The organism is Psychroserpens citreus (assembly GCF_055686305.1).
In genome coordinates this window covers 2,597,303-2,623,019 of record NZ_CM145999.1, presented here as the reverse complement: position 1 = coordinate 2,623,019, position 25,717 = coordinate 2,597,303, and the positions used below count along the sequence as shown (strand labels likewise).

18 protein-coding genes are annotated in these 25,717 nt (G+C 31.4%); 10 read left to right on the top strand and 8 right to left on the bottom strand.

Annotated features, from left to right (window positions below; all coding sequences use genetic code 11):
* The first annotated feature begins 2 nt into the window (after window positions 1-2).
* On the top strand, window positions 3-3,611 hold the full coding sequence (locus ACTU6T_RS11880; RefSeq protein WP_460218413.1) for a caspase family protein: 3,609 nt from the start codon (window positions 3-5) through the stop codon (window positions 3,609-3,611).
* A gap of 76 nt (window positions 3,612-3,687) precedes the next feature.
* Here the strand turns inward: ACTU6T_RS11880 and ACTU6T_RS11875 are convergent, their stop codons facing one another.
* The 3 genes from ACTU6T_RS11875 to ACTU6T_RS11865 all read right to left on the bottom strand — a co-directional run bounded on the left by ACTU6T_RS11875 (window position 3,688) and on the right by ACTU6T_RS11865 (window position 11,163).
* Entirely contained in the window at window positions 3,688-7,452 is a 3,765-nt protein-coding gene (locus ACTU6T_RS11875) for a CHAT domain-containing protein (protein WP_460218412.1), read from the bottom strand.
* Between the two features lie 216 nt (window positions 7,453-7,668).
* Entirely contained in the window at window positions 7,669-9,687 is a 2,019-nt protein-coding gene (locus ACTU6T_RS11870; protein WP_460218411.1) for a caspase family protein, read from the bottom strand.
* 48 nt (window positions 9,688-9,735) lie between these two features.
* Complete coding sequence (locus ACTU6T_RS11865; RefSeq protein WP_460218410.1) at window positions 9,736-11,163, bottom strand: hypothetical protein; 1,428 nt, start codon at window positions 11,161-11,163, stop codon at window positions 9,736-9,738.
* 178 nt (window positions 11,164-11,341) lie between these two features.
* On the opposite strand from ACTU6T_RS11865, the gene ACTU6T_RS11860 reads away from it, so the two are divergent.
* The gene (locus tag ACTU6T_RS11860; RefSeq protein WP_460218409.1) at window positions 11,342-12,361 is read left to right on the top strand and encodes an SRPBCC family protein; all 1,020 of its coding nucleotides are present in this window, start codon (window positions 11,342-11,344) and stop codon (window positions 12,359-12,361) included.
* A 3-nt stretch (window positions 12,362-12,364) separates the two neighbouring features.
* Window positions 12,365-12,733, top strand: coding sequence for a fluoride efflux transporter CrcB (gene crcB, locus ACTU6T_RS11855; RefSeq protein ID WP_460218408.1), 369 nt, complete (start codon window positions 12,365-12,367; stop codon window positions 12,731-12,733).
* On the opposite strand, the gene ACTU6T_RS11850 is transcribed toward crcB, so the two are convergent.
* The gene (locus tag ACTU6T_RS11850; RefSeq protein WP_460218407.1) at window positions 12,730-13,335 is read right to left on the bottom strand and encodes a DUF1684 domain-containing protein; all 606 of its coding nucleotides are present in this window, start codon (window positions 13,333-13,335) and stop codon (window positions 12,730-12,732) included. The genes crcB and ACTU6T_RS11850 overlap by 4 nt on opposite strands.
* A gap of 226 nt (window positions 13,336-13,561) precedes the next feature.
* On the opposite strand from ACTU6T_RS11850, the gene ACTU6T_RS11845 reads away from it, so the two are divergent.
* The 3 genes from ACTU6T_RS11845 to ACTU6T_RS11835 are packed head-to-tail and all read left to right on the top strand — an operon-like array spanning window position 13,562 to window position 15,934.
* On the top strand, window positions 13,562-14,776 hold the full coding sequence (locus tag ACTU6T_RS11845) for an MFS transporter (protein WP_460218406.1): 1,215 nt from the start codon (window positions 13,562-13,564) through the stop codon (window positions 14,774-14,776).
* Window positions 14,776-15,156 (top strand): VOC family protein, encoded by a 381-nt coding sequence (locus tag ACTU6T_RS11840; protein ID WP_460218405.1) that lies wholly within the window; start codon window positions 14,776-14,778, stop codon window positions 15,154-15,156. The genes ACTU6T_RS11845 and ACTU6T_RS11840 overlap by 1 nt, the downstream gene beginning before the upstream one ends.
* 7 nt (window positions 15,157-15,163) lie before the next feature.
* Window positions 15,164-15,934, top strand: coding sequence for a DJ-1/PfpI family protein (locus ACTU6T_RS11835; RefSeq protein ID WP_460218404.1), 771 nt, complete (start codon window positions 15,164-15,166; stop codon window positions 15,932-15,934).
* 2 nt (window positions 15,935-15,936) lie between these two features.
* Here the strand turns inward: ACTU6T_RS11835 and ACTU6T_RS11830 are convergent, their stop codons facing one another.
* A complete protein-coding gene (locus ACTU6T_RS11830) occupies window positions 15,937-16,380 on the bottom strand; it encodes an Lrp/AsnC family transcriptional regulator (RefSeq protein ID WP_460218403.1) in 444 nt (147 codons plus the stop codon).
* A gap of 116 nt (window positions 16,381-16,496) precedes the next feature.
* Between ACTU6T_RS11830 and ACTU6T_RS11825 the strand changes: the two genes are divergently transcribed.
* On the top strand, window positions 16,497-16,892 hold the full coding sequence (locus ACTU6T_RS11825; RefSeq protein ID WP_460218402.1) for a hypothetical protein: 396 nt from the start codon (window positions 16,497-16,499) through the stop codon (window positions 16,890-16,892).
* Window positions 16,893-16,952: 60 nt separating this feature from the next.
* On the opposite strand, the gene ACTU6T_RS11820 is transcribed toward ACTU6T_RS11825, so the two are convergent.
* On the bottom strand, window positions 16,953-20,369 hold the full coding sequence (locus ACTU6T_RS11820; RefSeq protein WP_460218401.1) for a methylmalonyl-CoA mutase family protein: 3,417 nt from the start codon (window positions 20,367-20,369) through the stop codon (window positions 16,953-16,955).
* A 146-nt stretch (window positions 20,370-20,515) separates the two neighbouring features.
* Between ACTU6T_RS11820 and purU the strand changes: the two genes are divergently transcribed.
* Together purU and ACTU6T_RS11810 are read left to right on the top strand one after the other, a co-directional pair.
* Window positions 20,516-21,364 (top strand): formyltetrahydrofolate deformylase, encoded by an 849-nt coding sequence (gene purU / locus ACTU6T_RS11815; RefSeq protein WP_460218400.1) that lies wholly within the window; start codon window positions 20,516-20,518, stop codon window positions 21,362-21,364.
* Window positions 21,365-21,673: 309 nt separating this feature from the next.
* Complete coding sequence (locus ACTU6T_RS11810; RefSeq protein ID WP_460218399.1) at window positions 21,674-22,774, top strand: OmpA family protein; 1,101 nt, start codon at window positions 21,674-21,676, stop codon at window positions 22,772-22,774.
* A gap of 43 nt (window positions 22,775-22,817) precedes the next feature.
* Here ACTU6T_RS11810 and ACTU6T_RS11805 read toward each other — a convergent pair whose 3' ends face one another.
* Both ACTU6T_RS11805 and ACTU6T_RS11800 read right to left on the bottom strand, forming a co-directional pair.
* Window positions 22,818-23,930, bottom strand: coding sequence for a TlpA family protein disulfide reductase (locus ACTU6T_RS11805; RefSeq protein WP_460218398.1), 1,113 nt, complete (start codon window positions 23,928-23,930; stop codon window positions 22,818-22,820).
* Window positions 23,931-24,011: 81 nt separating this feature from the next.
* On the bottom strand, window positions 24,012-24,965 hold the full coding sequence (locus ACTU6T_RS11800; protein ID WP_460218397.1) for an MBL fold metallo-hydrolase: 954 nt from the start codon (window positions 24,963-24,965) through the stop codon (window positions 24,012-24,014).
* 43 nt (window positions 24,966-25,008) lie between these two features.
* Here ACTU6T_RS11800 and ACTU6T_RS11795 point away from each other — a divergent pair, with 43 nt between their 5' ends.
* Window positions 25,009-25,716, top strand: coding sequence for a DUF4197 domain-containing protein (locus ACTU6T_RS11795; RefSeq protein ID WP_460218396.1), 708 nt, complete (start codon window positions 25,009-25,011; stop codon window positions 25,714-25,716).
* Window position 25,717: the final 1 nt, after the last annotated feature.

Sequence of the window (25,717 nt, the reverse complement as noted above, 5' to 3'; positions counted from 1 at the left end):
TTATGATGAATCTACAAAAGTTAACAGTTTTTTTATTTCTAACAGCAAGTACCATAATGGTATCTAGTGCGCAAAACCTGAAGCCAGTTTTACAAAAACCTTTTGAAAATGGGATTGAAAATATTGTCATTAATAATGAAAAGACTCATTTTTTGACAGCTGAAGGAGATATCAAAACAATTGGCGGTTTAAATATTAAGCTCTGGGATTACGATTCTAAAATTATCATTGCAGAGAAATATTTTCAATCCGAAAATGGACCAGGTGCAGGTAAAATTGAGTTAAAAACAAATGGCACTATCAACCTAAGTTTGAATCATTCTATAATTAGTATAAATTTAATTACTAATAAAGTTGACACCATTTTTAAATCTAAATGGCCAGAATATATTCTCAACTATAAACAATTAGATAATAATCTATTAGTTTCTACCAAAATATATCCAAAAAAAGATGGACGTATTAATGAAGTTACAAATAATTCTAATTTATATTCAGTAGATCTTACAAACAAAAAAAACGTTACGAAAAAAAACTTCCCCTTAGAATTAACTTGTATAAACTTTTCAGAAGAATTTAATACTTTTTTTTTAGGAACTAATAAAGGCGAATGTTTATTTTTTAACAATAAACTTGAGACTACATACAATAAAATTAAATTTTTCAAAAATGAAGTCATCAAATCATTACACCTATTACCAAATGGTTATCTCGCTGCAAATTCGTTATCAATATCAAATAAAAAAGAATATGATTTACGATTCTCTGGCGAGGGTTTAATAGAAATAAGAAAAATTGATGATCCAAATATTCGACATAGCATTATACTACCCAAACAACATCCACCAGAAACAGAATATACAAAAAGAGTTTCTGGAGGAAGTATTAAGTTTTCAGAGAATAATTCAATATCAAGTATATCGACTATTAATCAAAGTGAACTATTGATTTCTTTTGGATATAATAAATTTGCAGTACTAAATGTAACTGATGGCTCCATTCACTATTTAGATACTGAAAGCATAGATTACGCAATTGGCAAAGTTGTAATTAATCCATCTACAAAAGAACTTCTTTTTAGCGGTGGTGAATTATCCTTACTTACCATATATGATGATTTATATATATACAATTATAAGAATGAAAAAATAACTGAACACTTAAAAGAGAGAGAGTTAACATTAAATAGAACTAAAACACTTGTTAAGGCTTCTAATACCTATTATTTTGCCGAATATCCTGAAAATAATTACGCAAATATTGATAGCATTACTTTACAACCCTTAGATTATAGGGAAAATAAAACACTACATTGTGATAATTGTGAATTTAGGTTTGATTTAATGAGTGAAACTTTAATAATTAAACGTGGAGAGTATATCGCTGTTGGTAAACCAAACAATAACTTCAACAATAAAAAAAACATTCAGTTTAACCTCAATATAGACCACGAATACTTATCCTCGGATAGTGACGATCTTACTACTATTGTTTCGTTAGATGACGAGAATTACTTAGATGACATAAAGTACTTTAATCTGAAGTACGAAAAAGATAAGTATAATATTTCAGATATTTACCATTATGTGAAAAATTCGAACACTTTCATTGCTAGTGTTTTTCATGAAAAGAAACATAACTGGCAATTGGCCTCAGTAGATTCTAAAGGAGAAATAATTCAAATCTATGGAGAATCTTTTGAAACAGAATTAATATTAAGTCCCAATGGGGAATTTCTCGCTGTGTTAGATCAAAGTGGTAAAAATTACACAACTTTAAATGTTTACAGGACTAAAGATTATAGTCTTATTATCAATTATCAATTTTGTTGCTATTCTTCATCAGGTTTAAATTTTGACCTAAACAGTGAATTCGTTTATTTCCAAGAAGAAACCTATGACGAAGACAAGAATGAGGTTTATTCTTTAAACAGTATTGAAATTTCAAAAGGTATTAGCTCTTTAAAACAAATACATAAAGGGTTATATTACCCTTATTTCATAGTAGATGAAGACAAATCGAAGCTTTATATAAATAGTACAAGTTTTATTAAAAAAATTGATCTAAAAACTAATATGATTTTATTTGAAAAATCATCAGACTTCCCAAACAATGATACAAAAGTTCATTTCTATGGTGAATTGAATAAAATTGTAATTGATAATGGAGGTTATTTGACAATTTTTGATAGAAATTCTGATAACTATATTGAATACTATTTCTTATCAAAACAAAATACAATCGGTATAAGTAGTGATAATTATTATATTGTTTCTCCTGGCTTGTCATTAGATAATTTTGGATTTTCATATAATACTAAGGGGTATTCCTTTTCCCAATTTGATTTAGTATTTAATCGTCCTGATAAAATTTTGGAATATTTAAACTTTCCAAATGAAGGTTCAATTTCCTTATTTAAAAAAGCCTACAAAAAGCGGATTAAGCAAATTGGTTTTAATCCTAATGACATATCAAAAAAACTTATAGATTTACCAACTAGTTCGTTTAGTTTCAAAAATTCTGAATTAACCACTCAAGAAAAAACATTAAAGGTAAAAGTACATCTAAAAGACGAGAATAGCACTTTAAAGTCTTGGAACATCTGGGTTAATGGCGTACCTCATTTTGGATCTAGAGGCAAGACTTTGCCTATAAATCAACATGAATATAAAACTGAAATTGAAATACCTCTTAGTGTTGGTAAAAATAATATTGAGATTTCGTGCATCAACAATAATCAGCTAGAATCATTACGAAAAACAAAAAGCATCGTTTTTGATGCACTTCCTTATAAAGCAAATTTAATATTTGTAGGTTTAGGTGTTTCTAAATATCAGGATAGCACTTATAATCTTGATTATGCAACTAAAGATGTATTAGATCTAAATAATATAATCAAAGAACAAACTGAAAAGTATCAATCAATTGAAAGTTTAATTTTTCTTGACAAAAATTTAAATCAAAAAAACCTAAAAAAAATAAGAACAAGATTAAAGAACACTAAAATTGAAGATAAAATTATCATTTTTTATGCTGGACACGGAATAATTGATAACAATTTGAATTATTACCTTAGCACATCAGAAATGGATTTTAAAAACCCCATGAAAGGTGGACTATTATACAAAGATTTAGAAGGCTTATTGGATGGGGTTCCTTCAAGAAAGAAAATGATTTTGATAGACGCATGTAACTCTGGTGAGATTGAGCTAGAAAACACAGTAATTACAGATAAACCAAATCTAAAAAAAGATGATACAGGAAAGAAAAAAGGAAGCATTAGTTTATCAACAAAAGATGAAAATACTATAAATAGTTTTGAGTTTATGCAACAATGGTTTTCTGATATTAGGCTAGGTAATGGAGCTACAATTATAAGCTCTTCGGGAGGCTTAGAATCAGCATACGAAGGAGACAAGTGGAAAAATGGTGCTTTTACTTATGCACTAATTGATTGTCTCAAAACGAAAAAATGCGATTTAAATAAAGACAACAAAATTTATATTTCTGAAATTAAAGAATATTTATCTATTGAAGTACCAAAAATAACCAATGGCAAGCAAAAACCAACATCTAGAAACTTAAACTTAATTGTAGATTTTGAGTTTTAACATAATATTCATTTTGCTTTTAAAATAAAATTCTAAATCTGTAGCTTAGTTACATCTTACACTAGTATTATTCTTGTTAATTTAATAGAACAAAAGCGGCCCATAAATCTGGGTAGTTTTTATATTTTTCATGTTCTATATAATACCTTTGAGTAGTAATGAATGCCTCTCTCAAATTACCTATTTCTATCCAATTGTCATATAACCTAGTCATAAATAATGTAGCAAAATCATCTCCAACTTCCCACAAACTCATGATTAAATTGTCTACACCTGCCTTTTTGAAAGCCCTTTGCAACCCATAAACGCCTTCACTTCCTTCTATATCGCCTAACCCTGTTTCACATGCACTTAAAATAACAACATCTGTGTTTGATAAATCCAAATTAGAAATCTCAAGAGCCGTAAGAATCCCATCTTCCTCTTCATATGGATTACTTCCATTAACCCATGCATAGTTAGCACCAGACATGAGCAATCCAGAACGCAATAACGGGTCTTTTGATGCCATATAAACATTGGTAACTTCGCTAAGGTTTTCATTACCTAAATATTCAATTGCTGAATTCTCATAAAAAAATCCATGCGTAGCTAGATGAATAATTTTCGGGCTAGAACCACTCAATTTTTTAAATGACGCTTCGGTAGCATCAGAACTTGAAAGTAATTTTGCTTCGATTTTATTAGAAAAAAGGAAGTCTTTAAGATGTTCAACCTCCACTTTAGTGCCTTCAAGATACGCCCAAGGTTCGTCATCAAAATTAGTGCTCCTAGGTCCATTTTCATTTGAAATTCGCAATGGTTTTATTAGAGATGAATTAGATAGAATATTATCTCTAGTAATAAAATTATAATTAATTCCACCGTAAAGCATCGTAGAATTTAGTTGTGGATTTTTAAAGCCATCAACAAGCTGCGTCATATTATTCAACTGAACCAACTTATATTTAGCAGCTAATGTTGGTTCTCCTTGTAGTGCAAGAGCAGATAAAGCAATTTGGTGCAATAACCCATCAGTAGAAAAATAAATAGTGTCTATATCATTAAGATATGATTCTATGGGCTTATAAATTAGCTTATACAATACATCTCTATTACTGGTCGTTGTATTCGAAGAATTACCACCAATACTAACTCTTGCACTATAAAGTGTTTTAGGTGATGTGTTTTTTAAAATAGTTTTTAATTCTTGTTCTTCAAATAACGGAATCACTTTAGGAGTTTCCCAAGTCTTCTTTAACACATATGCAACATAAAGCGTGCTATCTGTATGATTCTTTAAATCGTAATATTTAAAATGTGAAAATTGGATTGAGACACTATTTTCATCTAAATTGTTTCTTATTTTCTGAGTAGACAAATCAGAATTAACAATAGGCAAATTGTTATTATTATAAGATATCAAATCAATTTCGATTGCCTTTAATTGCAAATACAACTCATTTAAGCTGGTGTCTAAATCTGGATTATTGTTGAGTTTTTCAAATGCAATCTTTTTTTTAATTGCTTTATAATCTTCAAGCTTAGAATTTACATCAGTACTATTCAGTTCCTTCAAATTATCAAAAAAGTTCACGGTACTGCTTAACACTATACCATTAAGTAATAAAGTATTTTTATAAACCTCATCTAAATAGGATGGATTATCTTTAAAAACATTAACTGCTAAGGATTGAAATAACGCGGATTTATACCTTGAATTATTAATTAGCGCTTTTTTTTCATTTTCAGACGCAAATAATAGTTCTTTTTCTAGATAATCATTATGGATTTTAATTTGTTGTTTATATAGTTTTGCGGACATTTCAATATCTCCCATTTCTCTAAGTATATGGGACTTCGTATTTAAAAGATTTGACCCATCTTTCGATATAACTACTTCATACAAATCTATAGCTTCATCAATACTTGATAATGCCAATTTATAATTTTTATCATCTAACTTTAATTTAGCATCCAAATGCAAGAAATTAATTCTAGCCTCCTGTTGATGATTACTAAGATTTGACAAACAATTTTTTAGCTCATTCATTTGAGCTATTAATTCTTCTCTAGGTTTTTTTAAAGGATAACGACCTATTGTAATTTTTAAATTCAGTAATGAAAAATAATTATATTTATTTCTTAATTCTTTTGGACAAACAGACAGTGCTTTTTCACAATATTTATAGGCTGATTCATAATCCCCTATATTATATAAAATTGATGACAATCTCGAAATTCTGTCATAAAGGCGGTCATTTGATAATTCACTAGAGTCTATTATTTTTTTAAATTTCGAAGTCAATTTTATTAAATCGTTTTGATTTAATGTTTCTTTTAATATTGAGAACACACCCAAATAAAAATCAAATTCATCTTGAGTGGTTTCAAGGCTTTTTTCAGCTTTATTAATTATTTTTTTAGATGCTACAATATTTGCAGATCTGTAATATGCCATACTCAAATTAGTATAACCTGATAGGGATGCGTGACCATTGTTTTTCTCTTCAATTTCAATAGCTCTTTCTAAATAAAAAATCGCCTTATCATATTGTTCCAAACTCACAAGAACCTCTCCTGCACTATAATATATGCTTGCCAAAAGATCACTATTCTCTTGAAGATTTTCGATAGACCAGTTTAATGCTTCGTTTATAATCTCTTTCCCAGCTTTATAATCACCTATTGTAGCATAATTAGACGCCAGATGGCCTCTAAAGAGACAGGATGTATAAGACATAGAATTACCTGAACCAAGCTCAAAATTCTTTATTGCTTCTTTAGTTAAAGCAATAGACTCAATAAACTTTTCTTCATTCCAATAATCAAGAGCTAATACTCTTTGCATAAATCCGAGGCTTTGCAACTCTCCATTTTCCCTATAAAAAGAAATACAAGAATTTAGTTTTTGGCGTGCCAAATCAAATTCTCCAATAGACTTTAAATAATTCGAATAATAGAATGAGTAATAATAATATTTTGAATCCTTACCAGATAAACTCTCAATATAGTTTAGTAATTCAATGTATTTTTTACCAGATTTTTCTTTATCAACTCTATCATAAAACGTCGCTTGCGCTAACAAATAATCTCCATAATCTGGTCTATTATCGACCGGTAAAGATTCATATAAATGAATATACTCATCAAAATATTTAATTGCTTCAGGACGATTATTATTTTCATTCAGTAATAGAAATGACAAATTTTTGAAGATTTCTAGGTGATTATATCCAATCTCAATTAATGGAATTGCTTCTTTATATAATTGAGCTGCCTTCTTTCGAGTATGTTCATTATTACTTAATACGGAGGCATAGGCAATAACATTATCAAAATATAACTTTGGATAATTTTTTAAAAAAGCTTGTGCAATCTGGTACGCTCTCTTAAGATGCTTTTCTGCTTCTTTATAGTTATTTTGGTTTCGGGAAATTTCAGATTTTCTAAGTAAAATGGACCAATTAATAAAATCTTGTGACGCTTGTTTATTATTGCCTTTTAGCAGATCAAGCCCTCCTTTACTGCCATCACTAGCATTTAAATAAGAATAACGAAACATCCTTGATAATTCGTTTCCATATTTATTATAATAATCGATAATATCGCTATATAAACCATATTCTACAACATCAAGAGATTCGAAATCAAAATAATCTAATACTAATTTAGGAAGCAAGCTGCCATCTTCATTCTTTATTTTTGCAACTATTAATCCAGCTAAAGTAGTACGATATATCAAATTTTCATTAGTAAAATCTAACTTTGCTAATTCATAAGCAGAATTAAAATTAATAACAGCTTCAGACATATTACCGTTATCGAATGATTCATTTCCTAAATCTAGGTAGTTTTTCAAACGACTCAATTGCTCATTTTGACTACTTAAAAAAGAAGGCAACAAACAAAATATTACGCAAAAAAGTAAACTCTTCAATCCATTTTCACTAATCATTATTAAAATAGGTATTATTAATTAAAGTCAAATTAACCAAACCTGTAATTTAAATTTTACAAGAGGAATGATTATGAAAAAACGCAATTAGAACTGGTAATATGATATATAAAATTTGTTTCATTCTTTAGCTTCTACTATTTCATAAATAAGCTCATCAGTATAACCAATTGTATTTTTCCTAAGTATTGACTTACCACTTCTAGTTTTAACAAATATGCTGCTAAAGAATTTTTCCATAGGGTTATTAGGTCCTCTTTTTTTTCGCTGAAGTTGGTCAAAATCTATAGGGTTATTAGTTGCAAAAGCCTTTAACATAATACGCTCATATGGCTTTCCAAATCGCCAAAAACATTTGTGTATTTTAAAATTCACTGTAGCTCTTGCCTTTACTAAAAACTCTTTTGAAGAAACCGTCTCTTTTGAATCTGATGACACTTTTTTTTGAAAACGACATGAATCTCCAGGTAAAAAAACAGTGTGTTTGCCTTTTGAATCAATTTCAAGAATATTAATATAAATATCATTATGACTTTTGTTTTGAACTTCTAGTAACACTATATCTTTTAGTTCAGCAACTTGAAATGTGCCATTATCATTAATAAAATCTTCAACAGGTAAATGTGTAAATGTTTTGGATTCTTTATTATAACTAGCTGGAATGAGTTTAAATTCAAATTCATATTTATAGTCATCCATTTTAAGGTTTTTTAAATACAAACCCTCAGAAAATGTTTTAATACTTGATAATATTTCCTTTAATGAATTATCACCATCATAATCTTTATTTTTATCTACAACTTCTAATGCATCTGGAGACAACACATAATAAGCGTTTTTTTTGAACGATAATACGGCATCACAGTTATTGATGTCGTTAACAATTTTACCTCTTTTGTTATTTACTAAAAACGTAGCTAAACCATCTTTAATAGTTTCATCTGTGACCGTTTTGTCTATATAAATATCAACCTTCAAATCTTCAAATGTTGGTTCATCAATAAACACCCAATACTCTTTTATGTTTTTAGATGTTAAAGGTGTATCTAAAATGATTTCAGATTCGTTATATTGACTGTTATTAATATAGCCCTTGGCTAGAACCTTATCTTCAGAAACTTCTTGGCTACCTTCTGGCATTATAAATACCGTTGTACCATTAAACAAGCGTTGCAATTTACCCGCAGGAATTTTAATACGCTTAGAATGTATTATATCTACCAACGGATAGTACTTTTGTTGTTTTAACTGACCATTCCCAAATACCAAATTATCAATATTGCCTTCTATCACTGGTGTTTGATTGGGAACCATGCTATACATTTTGCTCTCAATTCGGGAAAACAACTGTCTATACGACAAGGGAGTATTATCCGTTTTTAAGCCATTCATTACTTCATTAAATGCAAAACTTAAAGATCCAAAGCCTTTGTACTCTTTATTAAGTTGATTTGAAGCAGACCCAGAAATAATAACATAAGGTGAATGGTTATTAGACAGTTGTACTTTATCAAATTTGGGGTTTTCGACCAAATCACTTCCTGCAGACTTTGAATTATTGTCTGCACTCCATCCTTCGGGAGCCAAAACTGATTGACTTCCTCTATATTTACCACCTCTAGAAAGAGTTCCTGAATAGCAACTATCCATTAACAATAATAATTGACCATGGTCTTCTAGCCTATTTCGAAACTTATTAATATACATGCCAAGCTCATCATCTTTTAAATGTCTTTCGCCTTTATATTTCCATGTATAAGTTTTACGTGCATCATATGGTACAATAGCTTCATCTTTTTTATCAATTTCATCACCATTTATATCCTTAACTTGTTGCCCATGACCCGAATAATGAATTACAACAATATCTCCTGGCTCAACCCTTTCGTACAAGCTGTCCAAGGCCTGTTTAATTCCGTCGTAAGTAGCCTCTTCATTTTTAAGTGTGAGAATATTAGACTCTAAAAATTCTTGTTGAAGAAGTACACTTTTTATTAAATCAATATCTTTTACTGAACTCAATGAAGACCACTTAGTATCTTTTTGATATTTACCAATTCCAATAATTAAAGCATGCTTTTCGGCAAGTATATCCTGAATAGAAAACAATAAAATTAAAATGACAATTATATGTTTCATGATATATCATATTTAATTAATTTTAGTAATAATCAACTAACTAGCAGCCTAGTTAATATCGAAAAGACTAAAAGATATCCCAAAGAAATACCCAAAATCATATACATTTTTTGTAATTGTCGTTACATCCGTAGTTGTGGTTGTTTCTCCAACCTCTAATCCCTTACTTAATCTTTTTACAGGGCCATAAGCAATTCCTCCGGTTAAAGACAATCTATTTTTTGTTCCAAAAAACAATGATGGTCCTAGTAGAAAATTCACTCCACTAACTTGGTCTGTACTAGATATAGGAATAGACAAACCAAAACTTCCGCCAATATTAAAATTTTCACCAGCATACGGATAAAAATTTATCATTGTACTCAAATTAGGAACAAAGTAGTCATGCTTATCTTCTCTAACCACTTGATCAGTTATGAAGTAATCACTTGAATTGGATGAAAAATTATTTAAAGTCAAAGCAATGCTCGAATTAATTTTAAACCCTCCTTTAGAAAACACTTTAATACTCCGTTCTTTAATCATTTCTTTAGATCTCGTCTTGCTTTGATTCCGTGAAAACTCGCTTTGCATAAATTTAAGCTCAATCGTAACTCTATCAGATTCTAAAAGATGATCATATGTTTTTTCAAATTCAGAAGCTTCTAATAAGGCATAAAGCGATTTAATTTCCCCAACTGATGTAACCATTCGATTAGCCGAATCCTCCAAATTTATAGATAGTGATTTTAGACTATTCATATTATAATTCAATCGTTGCAAAGCTCCACTATTTGGATTTTGCTCACTTATGGCATTAGAGGCTATCTGTAGTTCCAACTGTTCAATGTCATTTGTAATACTTTGTTCTTCTTGCTGTATATGATTTTCTAGGTCTGCTAAAAATAAGTAAAAGTTCTCTTCAGGGTTATAACGCATATCATCGTTAGCACTTTGCTTTGCAGCCTCAATAACATGTTGAATAATTTCATCTTTACTTATATTTGGGTTCATTAAGTTTGAGATCAAAGTGCTTCTAATTGCAGAGATATCGGCATTCGTCTCAGTAAAAGAAGAAATTTTCGTTCTTAAATCATCTCCTCTAGTTTTTGTAGCAATAACTTCATCACCCCCTTCATCATCAGTATCATCTGTATCTGAAAGCTTTACATTTAACTTCAAATCTGAACTAGATAATGAATTTATATCATTAATAAGTGATGAAAAATTAAAACCATTTTCATTTAGTTTAATGTTTTCTGTTTCAAAATTAGTTTGTAGTTCTAGTGCAAAAGGGTTAACATTTAACACTTTTAACTCAACTATACTATTCCTTCTAATTTTGGGCTTAGTTAACGTATCAACAATTTTATTTTCTTTATCAAGCTTATAATAATTAACAACATCATTGTTATAATTATATATAATTTGATAGCGATCTTGTGCAAATGAATGTATAGCAAAAAGGAAAATTAATAGAGGTAAAACACAGCGCATAAGTGGGTGAATATTTGATTAATAGCATTTAAATATAAGAAAATTCTTTAAAACGTTAAATAAATCATAATTAATACCTAATAGGAAAATTAACTAACAGGCATAAATCAGAATCAGTAATGACATCTCTTAAAATTGATTATATTTGAGTACCTAATAGCACATCAATAACTATATAATGAAAGCACTAAAATACATTCTCTTTTTACTACTGATTCTCTTTATTGGCTTAGCCATATATATAGCTGTTCAGCCAAACTCTTTTGAAGTAAAACGCAGTAAAACTATTAATGCACCTGCAAGTGTCGTCTATAATAATGTTATAGATTTTAAAAACTGGGAGGCTTGGTCTTCGTGGGTTGAAGAAAAACCTGAAACAATCATTACTTTATCTGATAAAACAAATGGCATTGGAGGGTCATATTCATGGGAGGATGAAGATGGTATTGGCACGATGACCACTATTGATACGAAAGCAAATGAGACCATCTTACAAGAGATGCAATTTGGAGATTTCCCAAAATCTAATGTGGCATGGAGTTTAACTCCAAGTAGCTCTAATACAACTGATGTTACTTGGACAATTACAGGAAAAGACCTTCCGTTTGGATTTAAAGCGTTTTCGGCTTTTATGGGTGGAATGGAGAAACAAATTGGTCCACATTTTGAACGCGGATTAGTCAAACTTGATAGTGTTTTAGTTGCCGATATGAAGAAGTATAATGTAAATGTTAAAGGACTTACGCAACACAGTGGTGGCTTCTACTTATACAACACCACCTCATGTAAAATGGAAGATTTTAAACAAAAAATGCAAGAGATGATGCCAAAAATTGGTGCCTATGCCATGTCAAATAATGTAACTATGGCTGGTAAACCTTTTGTTATTTATCATAAATGGGATGAAGCTAACAACACTGTTATGTTTTCGTGCTGTATTCCAACAACATCCAAAATAATCACAACAGACCCCGAAGTTTTAACTGGACAACTAGAGCCTTTTAAAGCGGTGAAAACAATTTTAAAAGGGGATTATAACAATTTAAAAGAAGCATGGGAAACAGCCATAACATATATAAAAGATAATGCTCTTATTCAACCAGAAAACGGAATGGCTATCGAAACCTATCTCACAGATCCTATGTCTACCCCTAATCCTGCTGAATGGATTACCGAAATTTATCTTGAAGTTGAGTAAGCTATGAAACAACTCTTACTCGTTTTTGTTGGAGGTGGCTTCGGAAGTGTAATGCGTTTCCTTATTGGTAAATTTCTCAATAATACAGAAAACGGTATCCCTTATGGAACTTTTGCTGCTAATATTATAGGTAGCCTACTTATAGGAATCATTTTAGGATTGGCTGCAAAAAACGACACACTTACTTCAAACCAAACTTTATTTTTAGCTACAGGATTTTGTGGAGGTTTTACTACCTTTTCTACATTTGCATATGAAAATCATGTGATGCTTAGATCTGGCGACTTCACGTCTTTTGCTATATATACTATTGCAAGTTTTGTTGTCGGTTTTCTAGCTGTTTTCTTCGGAATGTATTTGGTAAAACCTTAGTGTTTATCAAAAGCTTTTACTCCTGCTCTAACCTCAAGATCGAGATAGTTTTCTCTAGGCACAATCGGACAAGAATACTTTTCATTATACGCACAATAAGGATTATAAGCTGAGTTAAAATCAATAATAAACTCATCTCCTTCTGGAATACTCATATCTATATAACGACCACCTCCATAACTTTCATTACCATTTGTATTATCTAAAAAAGGAAGAAATAAATAATCCTTGTACTCCTCATCTTTGATAAGTCCTTGGTTTTGATAAATGTTTAATTGATACGCTTGCCCTTTTAGAACAAAACTCACTTCACCATACTTCACATATTCAGGTAATCGATCTGTGGTGGTTTTCATCTTAAAAACTGGTTCATTTGGTGTCCTAGTCAATTTCGCTTTAACTATATATGCAGAATCTTGTTTGAAAAAATCTAAGCTAATAAAGCCTTTTCTATCTTTATCTTTTAATGGAGAAGTTGTAGCATCTTTATAATAAGCATTCAATTCTCTTTGGAATTCAGTATCTCCAGCAACTGTGCGCTTATCTTGAGCACATCCTAAAGTTGAAATTATAAATAATAAGAATAGTAAATATCGTGTCATATGTTTTGTTTTCGTTTCAAAAATACAACTTTAAGTTTTTTTTCATAGATTTGAACATCAATACACACAAACAATGTTAAACTGCGTCGTAACATATACACAAAGAAAGACCTCTTTTTTAAAGAGTCGGACTACCTATATGCTATGATAATATAATTATATAACCAATCAATCATAAAAAGTCCGACGATATCGTCGGACTTTTTACTTTTATACAACAACCAAAATGAAAACGCTTTTTAACAATTATATAGAATCTTTTACAGGCTTATCAAAAGAAATTTGGTACCTCGCTCTAATTTCACTTATAAATCGAGCTGGCACCATGGTGATTCCCTTTTTATCTTTATACTTTATTAATGCTCTTGGATTTAGTAAAGATGATGCTGGATGGATATTTGTATTCTTCGGAGTTGGCTCTGTACTTGGTGGCTGGTTAGGCGGAAAATTAACTGATAAAATCGGATTTCATAAAGTCATGACTTTAAGCTTATTTATCACTGGCATTGGCTTTATTGGTTTACAATTTATAACTTCTTTTTGGGGTATGTGCTTTAGCATATTATGTCTCATGACTATAGCAGATTCATTTCGACCTGCAATTTATGTATCCCTAAAAGCATATAGCACACCAGAAACCCAAACACGTTCTCTAGCATTAATTCGCTTAGCAATTAATGCAGGAATGGGAATTGGACCAACAGTAGCCGGTTTAATTATCGTATCTAAAGGTTATAATATCTTATTTTGGATTGATGGAATCACTTGTCTTTTAGCCATTTTATTATTTAACTACTTAGTAAGATCTCCTAAGGAAGACTATATAGAATCTAAAGAAGACGTCGCTATTAAAAAAGACAATAACACGGTATATAAAGACTTCACCTACTGGATATTTATTGGTATTTGCTTTTTCATGGGAATGACATTTTTTCAACTAGTAGTTACTATGCCTGTTTACTATAATGAAGTTTTTAATTTAAATGAATTTCAAATTGGGTTGTTTTGGGTCATCAATATTGGTATAATCGTAGTGTTTGAAATGCCATTAATAAATTACTTAGAAAAAAGACATATTCCTGTAACTAAATTTATCTTAATTGCTACATTACTAATGGCATTGAGTTTCTTTATAGTTTATGATAATTTCTGGATTGGAATTATAATAATTCATATGATTTTGATGACTATAGGCGAAATGTTAGGCTTTCCCTACACTAATAAATTTGCTCTTAGTAGAGCAAAAGAAGGTTTTGAGGGGAGTTATATGGCATTATTTGCCATTGCCTTTTCTTTGGCACATACATTGAGTCCAAAAATCGGACTTAGCGTAGTAGATAATTATGGTTATCAAATCAATTGGCTCATAACAGGTCTATACGGAACAATTGCAGTTTTTTTATCTCTTTGGCTACAAAAACGAATTAAAAATAATTTATAATGAACTTAAATCAAATTACAATACCATCAAAAGATGTCACTAAGGCAACAGAGTTCTACACAACTTTGGGACTAAAATTAATTGTTAATGCTCTTCCGCGTTATGTACGATTCGAATGCCCTGATGGAGATTCGACGTTGTCTATACATCAGGTCGAAAAACTCGCAACAGGAAATGGAATAACGATTTATTTTGAAGATGATAATCTTGATAGACTGGTAAGCGAACTTCAACAAAAAGGCATTATATTTACTTCAGAACCCGAAGATAAAGATTGGTTGTGGCGTGAAGCTCATTTAAATGATTTAGATGGCAACCATATTATTCTTTATCATGCTGGAGATAATCGAAAAAATCCGCCATGGCGCGTTACTAATTAATAACAAAATGAAACACATCCTATGTTTATTAATACTCTTATTTTTTGTGAGCTGTAATATATCAGAAGAAAAAAAGAGAGAAAAAGAGATTGAAACTTATGAAAACAGAATAGAAAATCATAACCCAAAAAGGGAGCTTCCAAAGTTAGCGCCTAATCGCTATAATGTTGCATTTCTTATTATGGATGGCGTTTATAATACAGAGTTAACAGCTCCTTTTGACATTTTTCAGCACACTATTTTTAGGGATAGTATCAAACCCATGAATGTATTTACTGTTGCAAATACAAATAGACCAATAGTGACTTTTGAAGGTATGCGTATCCTTCCAGATTTTAATTATACAACAGACGATTTACCAAAAATTGATATTCTCGTTGTTCCTAGTGCTGAACACCATTTAGATAGTGATTTGGATGATACTGACATGATCGATTTTGTAAAAACTGTAGATAAAAATGCTCAATTTATTACATCACATTGCGATGGTGCTTTTGTATTGGCTCAAGCAGGATTACTTGATAATTCTGTGTCTACAACATTTCCTAGTGATATTGATACTATGCGTGAACGTTTTCCTCATTTAGACATCAGAAAAGAGGTTTTATTTGTTCACGACGGAAAGTATATTACTTCTGCTGGTGGTGCCAAATCTTTTGAAGCGGCTTTATATCTATGTGAATACCTTTACGGAAAAGAAATTGCTGAAAGTTTAGCTAGCGGATTAGTAATCGACTGGAAACTTGAAGACGTCCCACATATCATTATTGAAAAGTAATATTATTTTAAAGGCTTAACTTCATTATGCTTAACTACATGAGATAAGACAATTTGGGTTTTGGTTTCACCATAAACAATTAGCTGGTCAATAAAAGATTCTAGGTGTTTTTGATTTTTTAAAACCACTTCCATAACAATGTTTTCATTGCCAGTAATACGATAACAATTAATAACCTCATCATAGGTTTTTACTTTTTCTAAAAACGGTTTAAGCATCCCCATAAACGCACGTAGGGTAATTAGCGCTTTTAATTGATAACCTACTTCAAAAGGCGAAACTAATGTATTATAACTTTCAATAATCCCTGCATCTTCTAGTTTTTTTATGCGCTCAGAAACTGCTGGAGAACTAATCCCAACTTGACGTCCAATTTCGGTATGTGACTGTCGAGCATTAAGCTGAAGACATTTCAAAATTTTCCAATTCAGACTATCTATATTCATTTAAAGTAATTTAAAAATATAAACTAATAATTAAATCAAATATACCATTTTACTTTAAATATTAAAGCTAAAAGTCATCACTTGTCACTAATTTTGTTACCATTGCTATTAGAAAAATGAATTACAACATCCCATCTCACTTATCAGAAATGCCTATATATCAAAAGGCTATGGATATTCTTATGCTTTCAAGAAGCATATCAACTTATATTAGTCAAGACTTGTCTTATTTACGACCTGATGGTTCTGAAGATACCGATATTTACTTTTCAGGTGATATCATTCAGCAATCTGAATCACTTGCACCTGAAATTGAAAAAGCGCAAGCCGAGCGATTTTCAGATAAAAAACATAAACATCTCGATTCAATAGAACGACTTACGCATCGTTTACATTTAAATTGTAATCGCTTGCAACATTGTAATAGTAATGGGAAAGATTATTTACCTATTCTTCAAAATGAATTAAAAAAATTCAAACGCCTACAGCGTAGTTGGATGATGACATTATAAACAAAATAGCCTCTTTTCATTTTAAAGAGGCTATTTTTATATAATATATATAGTAACTATTTACATATTTCGTCTATACTGACCTCCCACTTCAAACAGTGCCGAAGTAATTTCTCCTAAAGAACACACTTTACAGACATCCATCAAGGCTTCAAAAATATTTTCATTATTGACGGCTTTATGCTGAAGCTCTTTCAGAAGTGCTTTTGTATCATTAGCTTTATGAAGATTTTCTAAAGTTTTAATTTGCAGCTGTTTTTCTTCTTCAGTAGCTCTAATGACTTCCGCAGGTAATACTGTAGGCGAACCTGTACTACTTAAAAACGTATTTACACCTATAATTGGAAATTGCCCATTATGTTTTAGTGTTTCGTAATACAAACTCTCTTCTTGAATCTTACTACGTTGATACATGGTTTCCATAGCACCTAAAACACCACCACGTTCTGTGATACGGTCAAATTCCATCAACACGGCTTCTTCAACTAAATCTGTTAGCTCTTCTATAATAAACGACCCTTGAATTGGATTTTCATTTTTATTTAGGCCTAATTCTTTATTGATAATCAATTGGATTGCCATGGCACGACGAACCGATTCTTCAGTTGGCGTTGTAATGGCTTCATCATAAGCATTTGTATGCAATGAATTACAGTTGTCATAAATCGCATATAAGGCTTGCAAGGTGGTACGAATATCATTAAAATCAATCTCTTGAGCATGTAAACTACGTCCTGAGGTTTGAATATGATATTTCAGCATTTGAGCTCTAGCATTTGCACCATATTTATGCTTCATCGCTTTAGACCAAATCTTCCTTGCCACTCGGCCAATAACAGCGTATTCAGGATCAATTCCGTTAGAGAAAAAGAAGGATAAATTTGGCCCAAATTTATTGATATCCATCCCTCTAGAAAGGTAATACTCAACGTATGTAAATCCGTTAGATAGTGTAAATGCCAATTGCGAGATTGGATTTGCACCAGCTTCGGCTATATGATATCCTGAAATTGACACCGAATAAAAATTGCGAACATTATGCTCTATGAAATATTCTTGAACATCCCCCATTAAACGCAACGCAAATTCTGTAGAAAAAATGCAAGTATTTTGTGCCTGATCTTCTTTTAAAATATCAGCTTGTACAGTTCCACGAACTTGAGCAATAGTTTTTGACTTTATATCTGCATAAACTTCTGAAGGTAGTACTTGATCTCCGGTAACACCTAATAGCATTAAGCCCAAACCATTATTACCTTCTGGTAAATCACCATTGTATTCTGGGCGTTCTTTGTCTTTATAAAGTTTAGCAATCTTCTCTTCTACTTCTTTTTCTAATCCATTATCCTTGATATATATTTCACACTGTTGATCTATGGCAGCATTCATAAAGAATCCCAACAACATCGGAGCAGGACCATTGATTGTCATACTTACGGACGTCATCACATCTGCCAAATTAAAACCAGAATATAATTTCTTAGCATCATCTAAGCAGCAAATAGACACACCTGCATTACCAATTTTACCATAAATATCAGGCCTATGATCTGGATCATTTCCATAAAGAGTCACACTATCAAAAGCAGTAGATAAACGCTTTGCAGGTAATCCCATACTTACATAATGAAAACGTCGATTTGTTCGTTCAGGTCCCCCTTCTCCTGCAAACATACGTGCTGGATCTTCCCCAGTTCTTTTGAAAGGATACAATCCTGAAGTATACGGGAATTCGCCAGGAACATTTTCTTGTAATGTCCATTTTAAAATATCTCCCCAAGCTTGATACTTAGGCAATGCAACCTTGGGTATCTGAGTATGCGAAAGCGATTCAGTATGTGTTTCAATTTTTATGACTTTATCGCGAACTTTAAAACTATAAATTGGGTTTTTGTAAGTGTTCACTTTCTCATTCCAACCTGTAATCACTTCCCAATTATAAGGGTCTAAATTCAGTTTTACGCGATCAAATTCGGCAACAAGCATTTTTACAAAGTCCTTGTTTTCTACTACGATAGAACTAACAGACTCAGAAGCAATACCAGATTTGTCCAGTTCGGGTTGGCTACCAATAACAGACTCAATAGTTTTGAATATACCATAAAGTTTTTGAGCTACTTCAACTTGTGCGCTAGCAGTTTTATCATAGGCTCGATTATTTTCGGCAATTTCAGATAAATAACGTGTTCTCGCTGGTGGAATAACAAATATCTTTTCACTCATTTCATCTGAAATGTGAAATGTCGATTTTAAGTCTGTTTCCGTTTTCTCTACAAGCTTATCCATAATAGCTTTGTAAAGCGTATTCATTCCAGGATCATTAAACTGAGATGCGATCGTACCAAAAACCGGTAATTCTTCTTGAGGAGTATCCCATAGATTATTGTTACGCATGTACTGTTTTTTTACATCTCGCAAAGCATCTAAAGATCCTCTTTTATCAAATTTGTTAATGGCTACTAAATCGGCAAAATCTAGCATATCAATTTTTTCCAATTGCGTAGCGGCACCAAATTCTGGTGTCATCACATATAATGACACATCACTATGTTCAATAATTTCAGTATCAGATTGGCCAATACCAGAAGTTTCAAGTATGATTAAATCGAATTCAGCAGCTTTAAGTACTTCTACAGCTTCGTTAACATATTTAGATAGCGCCAAATTAGATTGACGTGTAGCCAAACTTCTCATATATACTCTTGAAGAATTTATGGCGTTCATACGAATACGATCGCCCAAAAGTGCGCCTCCAGTTTTTCTTTTTGAAGGATCTACAGATACAATTCCAACCGTTTTTTCTGGAAAATCAATCAAAAATCTACGTACGAGTTCGTCAACCAAGCTAGATTTTCCAGCTCCTCCTGTGCCTGTAATTCCTAGGACAGGTGTTTTAGAAGTTTTATTTTTAAAATGAATTTTGTCTAGGGTATCCTTAGCCACTTCAGGGAAATTTTCAGCCGAAGAAATAACTCTAGCTATGGCCTTCGGGTTTTTTTTAGGGAGATTTTCAACTTCACCATTTAGAGTATCGCCAATGGCAAAATCAGATTTCTCTACCAAGTCATTAATCATTCCTTGCAATCCCATTTCTCTTCCATCATCAGGAGAATAAATACGGTCTATTCCATAATCCATGAGTTCCTTTATTTCTGAAGGCAAAATAACACCTCCTCCGCCTCCGAAGATTTTAATATGACCAGCACCTTTCTCTTCTAATAAGTCATGCATATATTTAAAATACTCATTATGACCACCTTGGTAAGATGTCAAACAAATAGCATTAACATCCTCTTGAATTGCAGTATTCACTACCTCTTCAACACTTCTATCATGTCCCAAATGAATAACTTCAACACCAGTAGATTGAATAATTCTACGCATGATATTAATAGATGCATCATGCCCATCAAACAATGATGCTGCAGTTACAATTCTTACTTTATACTTTGGGTTATATGGTGCGACTTGCTTCATTCGTAATAATATGACGTTTTAAAGACACAAATTTACGGAATATTCAAAAAACATAAGGGTTTATAATCAAATATCTAAAAGTTAAATTAGAAAACGTGCCACTTCAATTTTATATTAACTTAGTTCGCTTAAACAAGTGCATTCTCATGAAAAAAATCACGATACAAATTCACTGTAAAGATCAATCTGGTATTATTGCATCTGTAACAAGCTTCATTGCTCAAAATGACGGAAACATTGTTTATATCGACCAACACGTAGACAGAGAACAAGACATTTTCTTTATGCGTATTGAAAGTGAATTTAAGTCTTTCGTGATGAATACATTTACAACAAACTTCCAAGAGCATCTCGTGGAACGCTTTCATATGAAATGGCGTATATATAATGCAGAAGATAAATTAAAAACGGCAATTTTTGTATCCAAATATGATCATTGTTTATACGATATTTTGGGTCGATATAACTCTGGTGAATTACATTGTGAAATCCCATTCATTCTGAGTAATCACTTAGATTTAAAACCCATCGCAGAAAATTTTAATATTCCTTTTTATCATATACCGGTAACAAAAGCCACTAAAGCACAAGCCGAAGATCAGCAATTGAAACTATTGGAAGCCCATAATGTTGACTTTATTGTTTTAGCGCGTTATATGCAGATTGTATCTGGTAAATTAATTAATCGTTACAAAAACAAAATAATCAATATACATCATTCCTTTTTACCTGCATTTATTGGTGCAAAACCATATCATTCGGCTTTAAAGCGAGGTGTTAAAATTATAGGAGCAACTAGCCATTATATAACAGAAGAACTTGATGCAGGACCAATCATTGAACAAGATGTCGCAAGAGTTTCTCACACATATTCTATAGAAGATTTAATTACCAAAGGACGAGATTTAGAAAAAATAGTATTGGCAACTGCCATAAAACATCATATTAATAGAAAAGTTATGGTCTATAACAATAAAACAGTGATATTCTATTAATTCAAACTTTATAAATCTAAATATCTTCACCCTCAAACAGTTTTCATAAATCCAAAAACACCACTCAAGGAAATTTATGTAAGAATTTTTATATTAAAAAATTACATATATCTCATATTTTTTGTTAAATATTTATTAAATTTATAGACCCTTAACTAAACTTTTAGAAAATATTTAAGTTTCTGATATTTCACCTACTTCTCGTAAAATAATTAAAAGTGACGCTTTAAATAATTAGGTGTCTAATCTATTGCTGTACACAAAGTGCTGCTAAAATATTATCTATAACCATTAACTAATTTTTTAATTATGAAACAAAAATTATTTTTATTCTTATGCTTAATTGCTAGCATAGGCTATGTACAAGCTCAAGGGTTACCAACAAATCCAGAGCCAGGAAAATGCTATGTAAAGTGTATTACCAAAGACACATTTAAAGAAGTAACAGAGACTTTACAAGTTTATCCAGCCTACACAACATTAGAAGTAGTCCCTGCGACATATAAAACTGTAGAAGAAACTGTTTTAGTAAAAGAAGCTACTGAAAAATATGTTTACACGCCTGCTACTTACGAAACAGTTGAAGTATCTTACATTAGTAAAGAAGGACGTACAGACTTAAATGTTATTCCTGCAACTTTTGGTAGAGATTCAAGAACATTTGAAACTTATCCTGCAACATCAGGATGGGAATATAAGATTCTTGAAGATTGTCCTTCAGTAAATAAGGATGATTGTGTAGCTGCTTGTTTTGTTGAGTATCCAGCAACAAACAGAGATGTACCTTTTACAACTCTAGCAACAGATGCTAGTACATCTAGCGTTCCTGTTCCAGAAAGAAGCGCTACATACAAAAAGAGAGTTATCAAAACTCCAGCTCGTATGGATAAAATTGAAATCCCTGCTGAATACAAGACTATTAAGCGTCAAGTTGTTGATGTTCCTGCATCTACAAGAAGCAATACAATTCCTGCTAGAACAGAAACTGTAACAAGAACTATTTTAGATCAAAAAGGAGGAATCACGACTTGGGAAGAAGTAGAATGTGAATTATTAGACCCAACTGTTATTCCAATTTTCTACGAATTAGCAAGTGCACGTCTTACTCCAGCATCTAAGAGAACAATTGATGAAACTTTATTACCGATTTTAAATGACAAGCCAGTTAGCATCGAGATTATGTCTCATACAGATTCAAGAGGTAATGATGATTATAACATGTCTTTATCACAACAACGTGCTAATTCAGTTGTAAACTATTTAGTATCAAAAGGAATTTCTAGAAGCAGATTATCTGCAAAAGGATATGGAGAGTCTAGATTAACAAACCGTTGTTCTAATGGTGTTGATTGTTCTGATGAGCAACACAGAAGAAACAGACGTACTGAGTTTAGAATTTTAAACAACTAAGCTCCAAACATTAACACATAGATAATTATAAAAAAGACACCTATTAAGGTGTCTTTTTTCGTATTGAATATTTTTTATAACTCCCTTTTTCTTTACTTACCTTAATACCATAAGTATCTTCTAAATCGGTTAGCATTAAATTATAAAATCGATGGTGAATTTGCCAATCATGTTTATCCTCATCTACTTCACCTCCTTTAGTAATTACGGGCAAATTTAAAACAGTAGCCAATTGAAACATTACATCCTTAAAACTTACATTATCTGCTTGTATTTGAGTATCATCTATTAAAAATTCAGCAGTATTTTGTCCCCAATCAATTTGATTAGTATCCCAATAATTAATATTTGAAACGTCTAACATTAACACTTCACCCTTAACTTCTGTATGAAACAAGTCAAATTTCAGATAATCTAAAATTGGAAATAACGCACTTGTCCCTTTTTTAACATAAACCTCATAAGTTTTATTAAGTTCTGGAGCAATTTGCACCTGACTTTCTAAGATTCTTTGCTCCCTTGCTAAGATACTTTTTAAACTTCCTTTATACTGAATATAATCACCTCTTGAATTAGTAACTAGATTTTCGAAAGATTCATTTTTCAATCGTTTAATCTCGAAATCTGCAGAGGGTTTATAATCGGCTTTAAATACTTCTTCTTTTATTTTTTGAACTTTCAGGACTTTGCTAACATCTCTTTGCTTTGAATTTTGTCGTAAATATCTTTCTAAATGAGATTGCTTGAAATCTGTTGGACTCCCTTTCCATAATATTGTACCATTAGCATTCACCAAAATTCCATGTGGCAATGTACGTGTATTATTAGCTTTAAAAGTTTCACCTTTATAATCTATCGAAACCGCTAAGTCAGTTGGATTTTTTTTAAGAAACCGCTTTACAACATCAGGGTTTTCTTCAGATAAGGACACAACATAAAACCGATCTGGATATTGCTTTTGCAATACCCCTAAATATTCTGAAGCATATACACATGGCTTACACCAAGTTGCCCAAAAATCTATAAAAAACAATGACGCTTCGGTATCTGTAGCGGTTTTTGAAGTTTGTATTGTTTCAGAAAAACGTATTTGACCACTACTGAAAAAAGGAAGAGTCATACAGCATACGACACTAAAAATCTTAATTAATTTCATCTATTTGTTTTTATATCTCCCTTGAATAATAACAACTATTGTGCTAAAATAGTATTTTCTAACAATTATTTCATTGTTTCATTACATTTCAAACCGATCTCCTACTTTTGCAAAATTAAATCCAAGATTTTGAATACTGTCCCTCAAATGATGTCCTTCTCTAATAGTAGGATTGGTATGGTTAAAATGAATGAAGTAAATTTTACTTTTTGTTAATTTTGATTCATGTTCAAATAAGGTCGTTGTTTCGGTAGTAAACGGATGAGGGATTTTACTCATATCTCTATCTAGTTCCCCATCCTGAAAAAAGGACGCATCTAAAAAGGCATAGTCTACCTGTTTTACTTCCTCGATAATATCTCGATCCCAACGATTCCACTTATCAATATCTGGAATAAATAAAGCCGATTTGTTTTTGCCCTCAATTTTAAATCCTACTGTTTCAGAAAATTCATCTCTATGTGGCACAATAAAAGGCGTCACTTTCAATTCAGGATTTAAGAGCACTATTGAGTCATGATGCAATGCTTTCATTTCGATATTATTTAATGAAACTAACTGGCTCCACGGACCATTATTTTCAATAAACTGCTTCATTTTAGGCATACTGTAAACTGGAACTTTATAAGCCCCTAATGCTTCCTTACCCAAATACATCAAACCCGTATAATGACCAATGTGTGCGTGTGTTAGAAATATACCGTCAATACTATTGTCATTATCTAAATGTTCATTTTTTAACACTTGAATTTGTTCAGTTATATCTGGCGTAGCATCAAATAACCACTTCTTTTTTGAGTTTAAATCAACTAAGCCTAAACACGAAACCAACACTTTATTTTCCAAACCACTATGCGCTGGCTTGCAGCATTTTTTTTCGCAATTTAGTTGAGGTAAGCCTGCATCTTGTGCTACCCCTAAAACGGTAATATATTGCTGATACTGCAATTGATGAATAGCATTATGAACCTTTTCTTTTTTACATGAAAAGACAATAAACAAACACATTAGGTATAAAAATTGAAAACGTTTCATAAGTAAATTTCTATATTTGTTAAATATATAAAAACCCAAAATCATGATACGTAAATGTCTAGCCTTTATTCTAGTTTTTAACCTAACGGCTTGTGCCGAATTACAAGATGTTGTCAATAGTTTACCCCAAGGTGGTGGTGTATTAAGTAATGCTGATATTGCGGCTGGCTTACGCCAAGCTTTAGATTTTGGTATAGACAAACAAGTAAGTACACTTACACAAAAAGATGGTTTTTTTAAGAATGAGCTGGTAAAAATCTTGCTTCCCGATGAATTAAAGAAAGTAGACAAAGGTCTTCGTGATATTGGATTAGGTAATTTGGCTGATGAAGGATTAAAAGTATTAAATAGAGCTGCTGAGGATGCTGTAAGTGAGGCTACTCCAATTTTTGTAAATGCCGTAAAAGACATAACCTTTAATGATGCTAAGAATATTTTACTTGGAAATGATGATGCTGCAACGCAATATTTAACAACTAAAACTCAAACAGCATTATACAACAAGTTTAAACCTGTTATCAACAATTCATTTGCTAAGGTTGGAGCAGATCAGATATGGGAAAACCTGATTAATAAATACAACGCTATTCCATTTACTAATAATATAAATCCTGATCTCACTGATTATGTCACCGGAGAAGCATTAAAAGGCGTATACACCATGATTGCTGTTGAAGAAAAAGAAATAAGAAATAAAGTATCTTCTAGAACGACAAATTTATTACAAAAAGTATTTGCGCTTCAAGACTAGT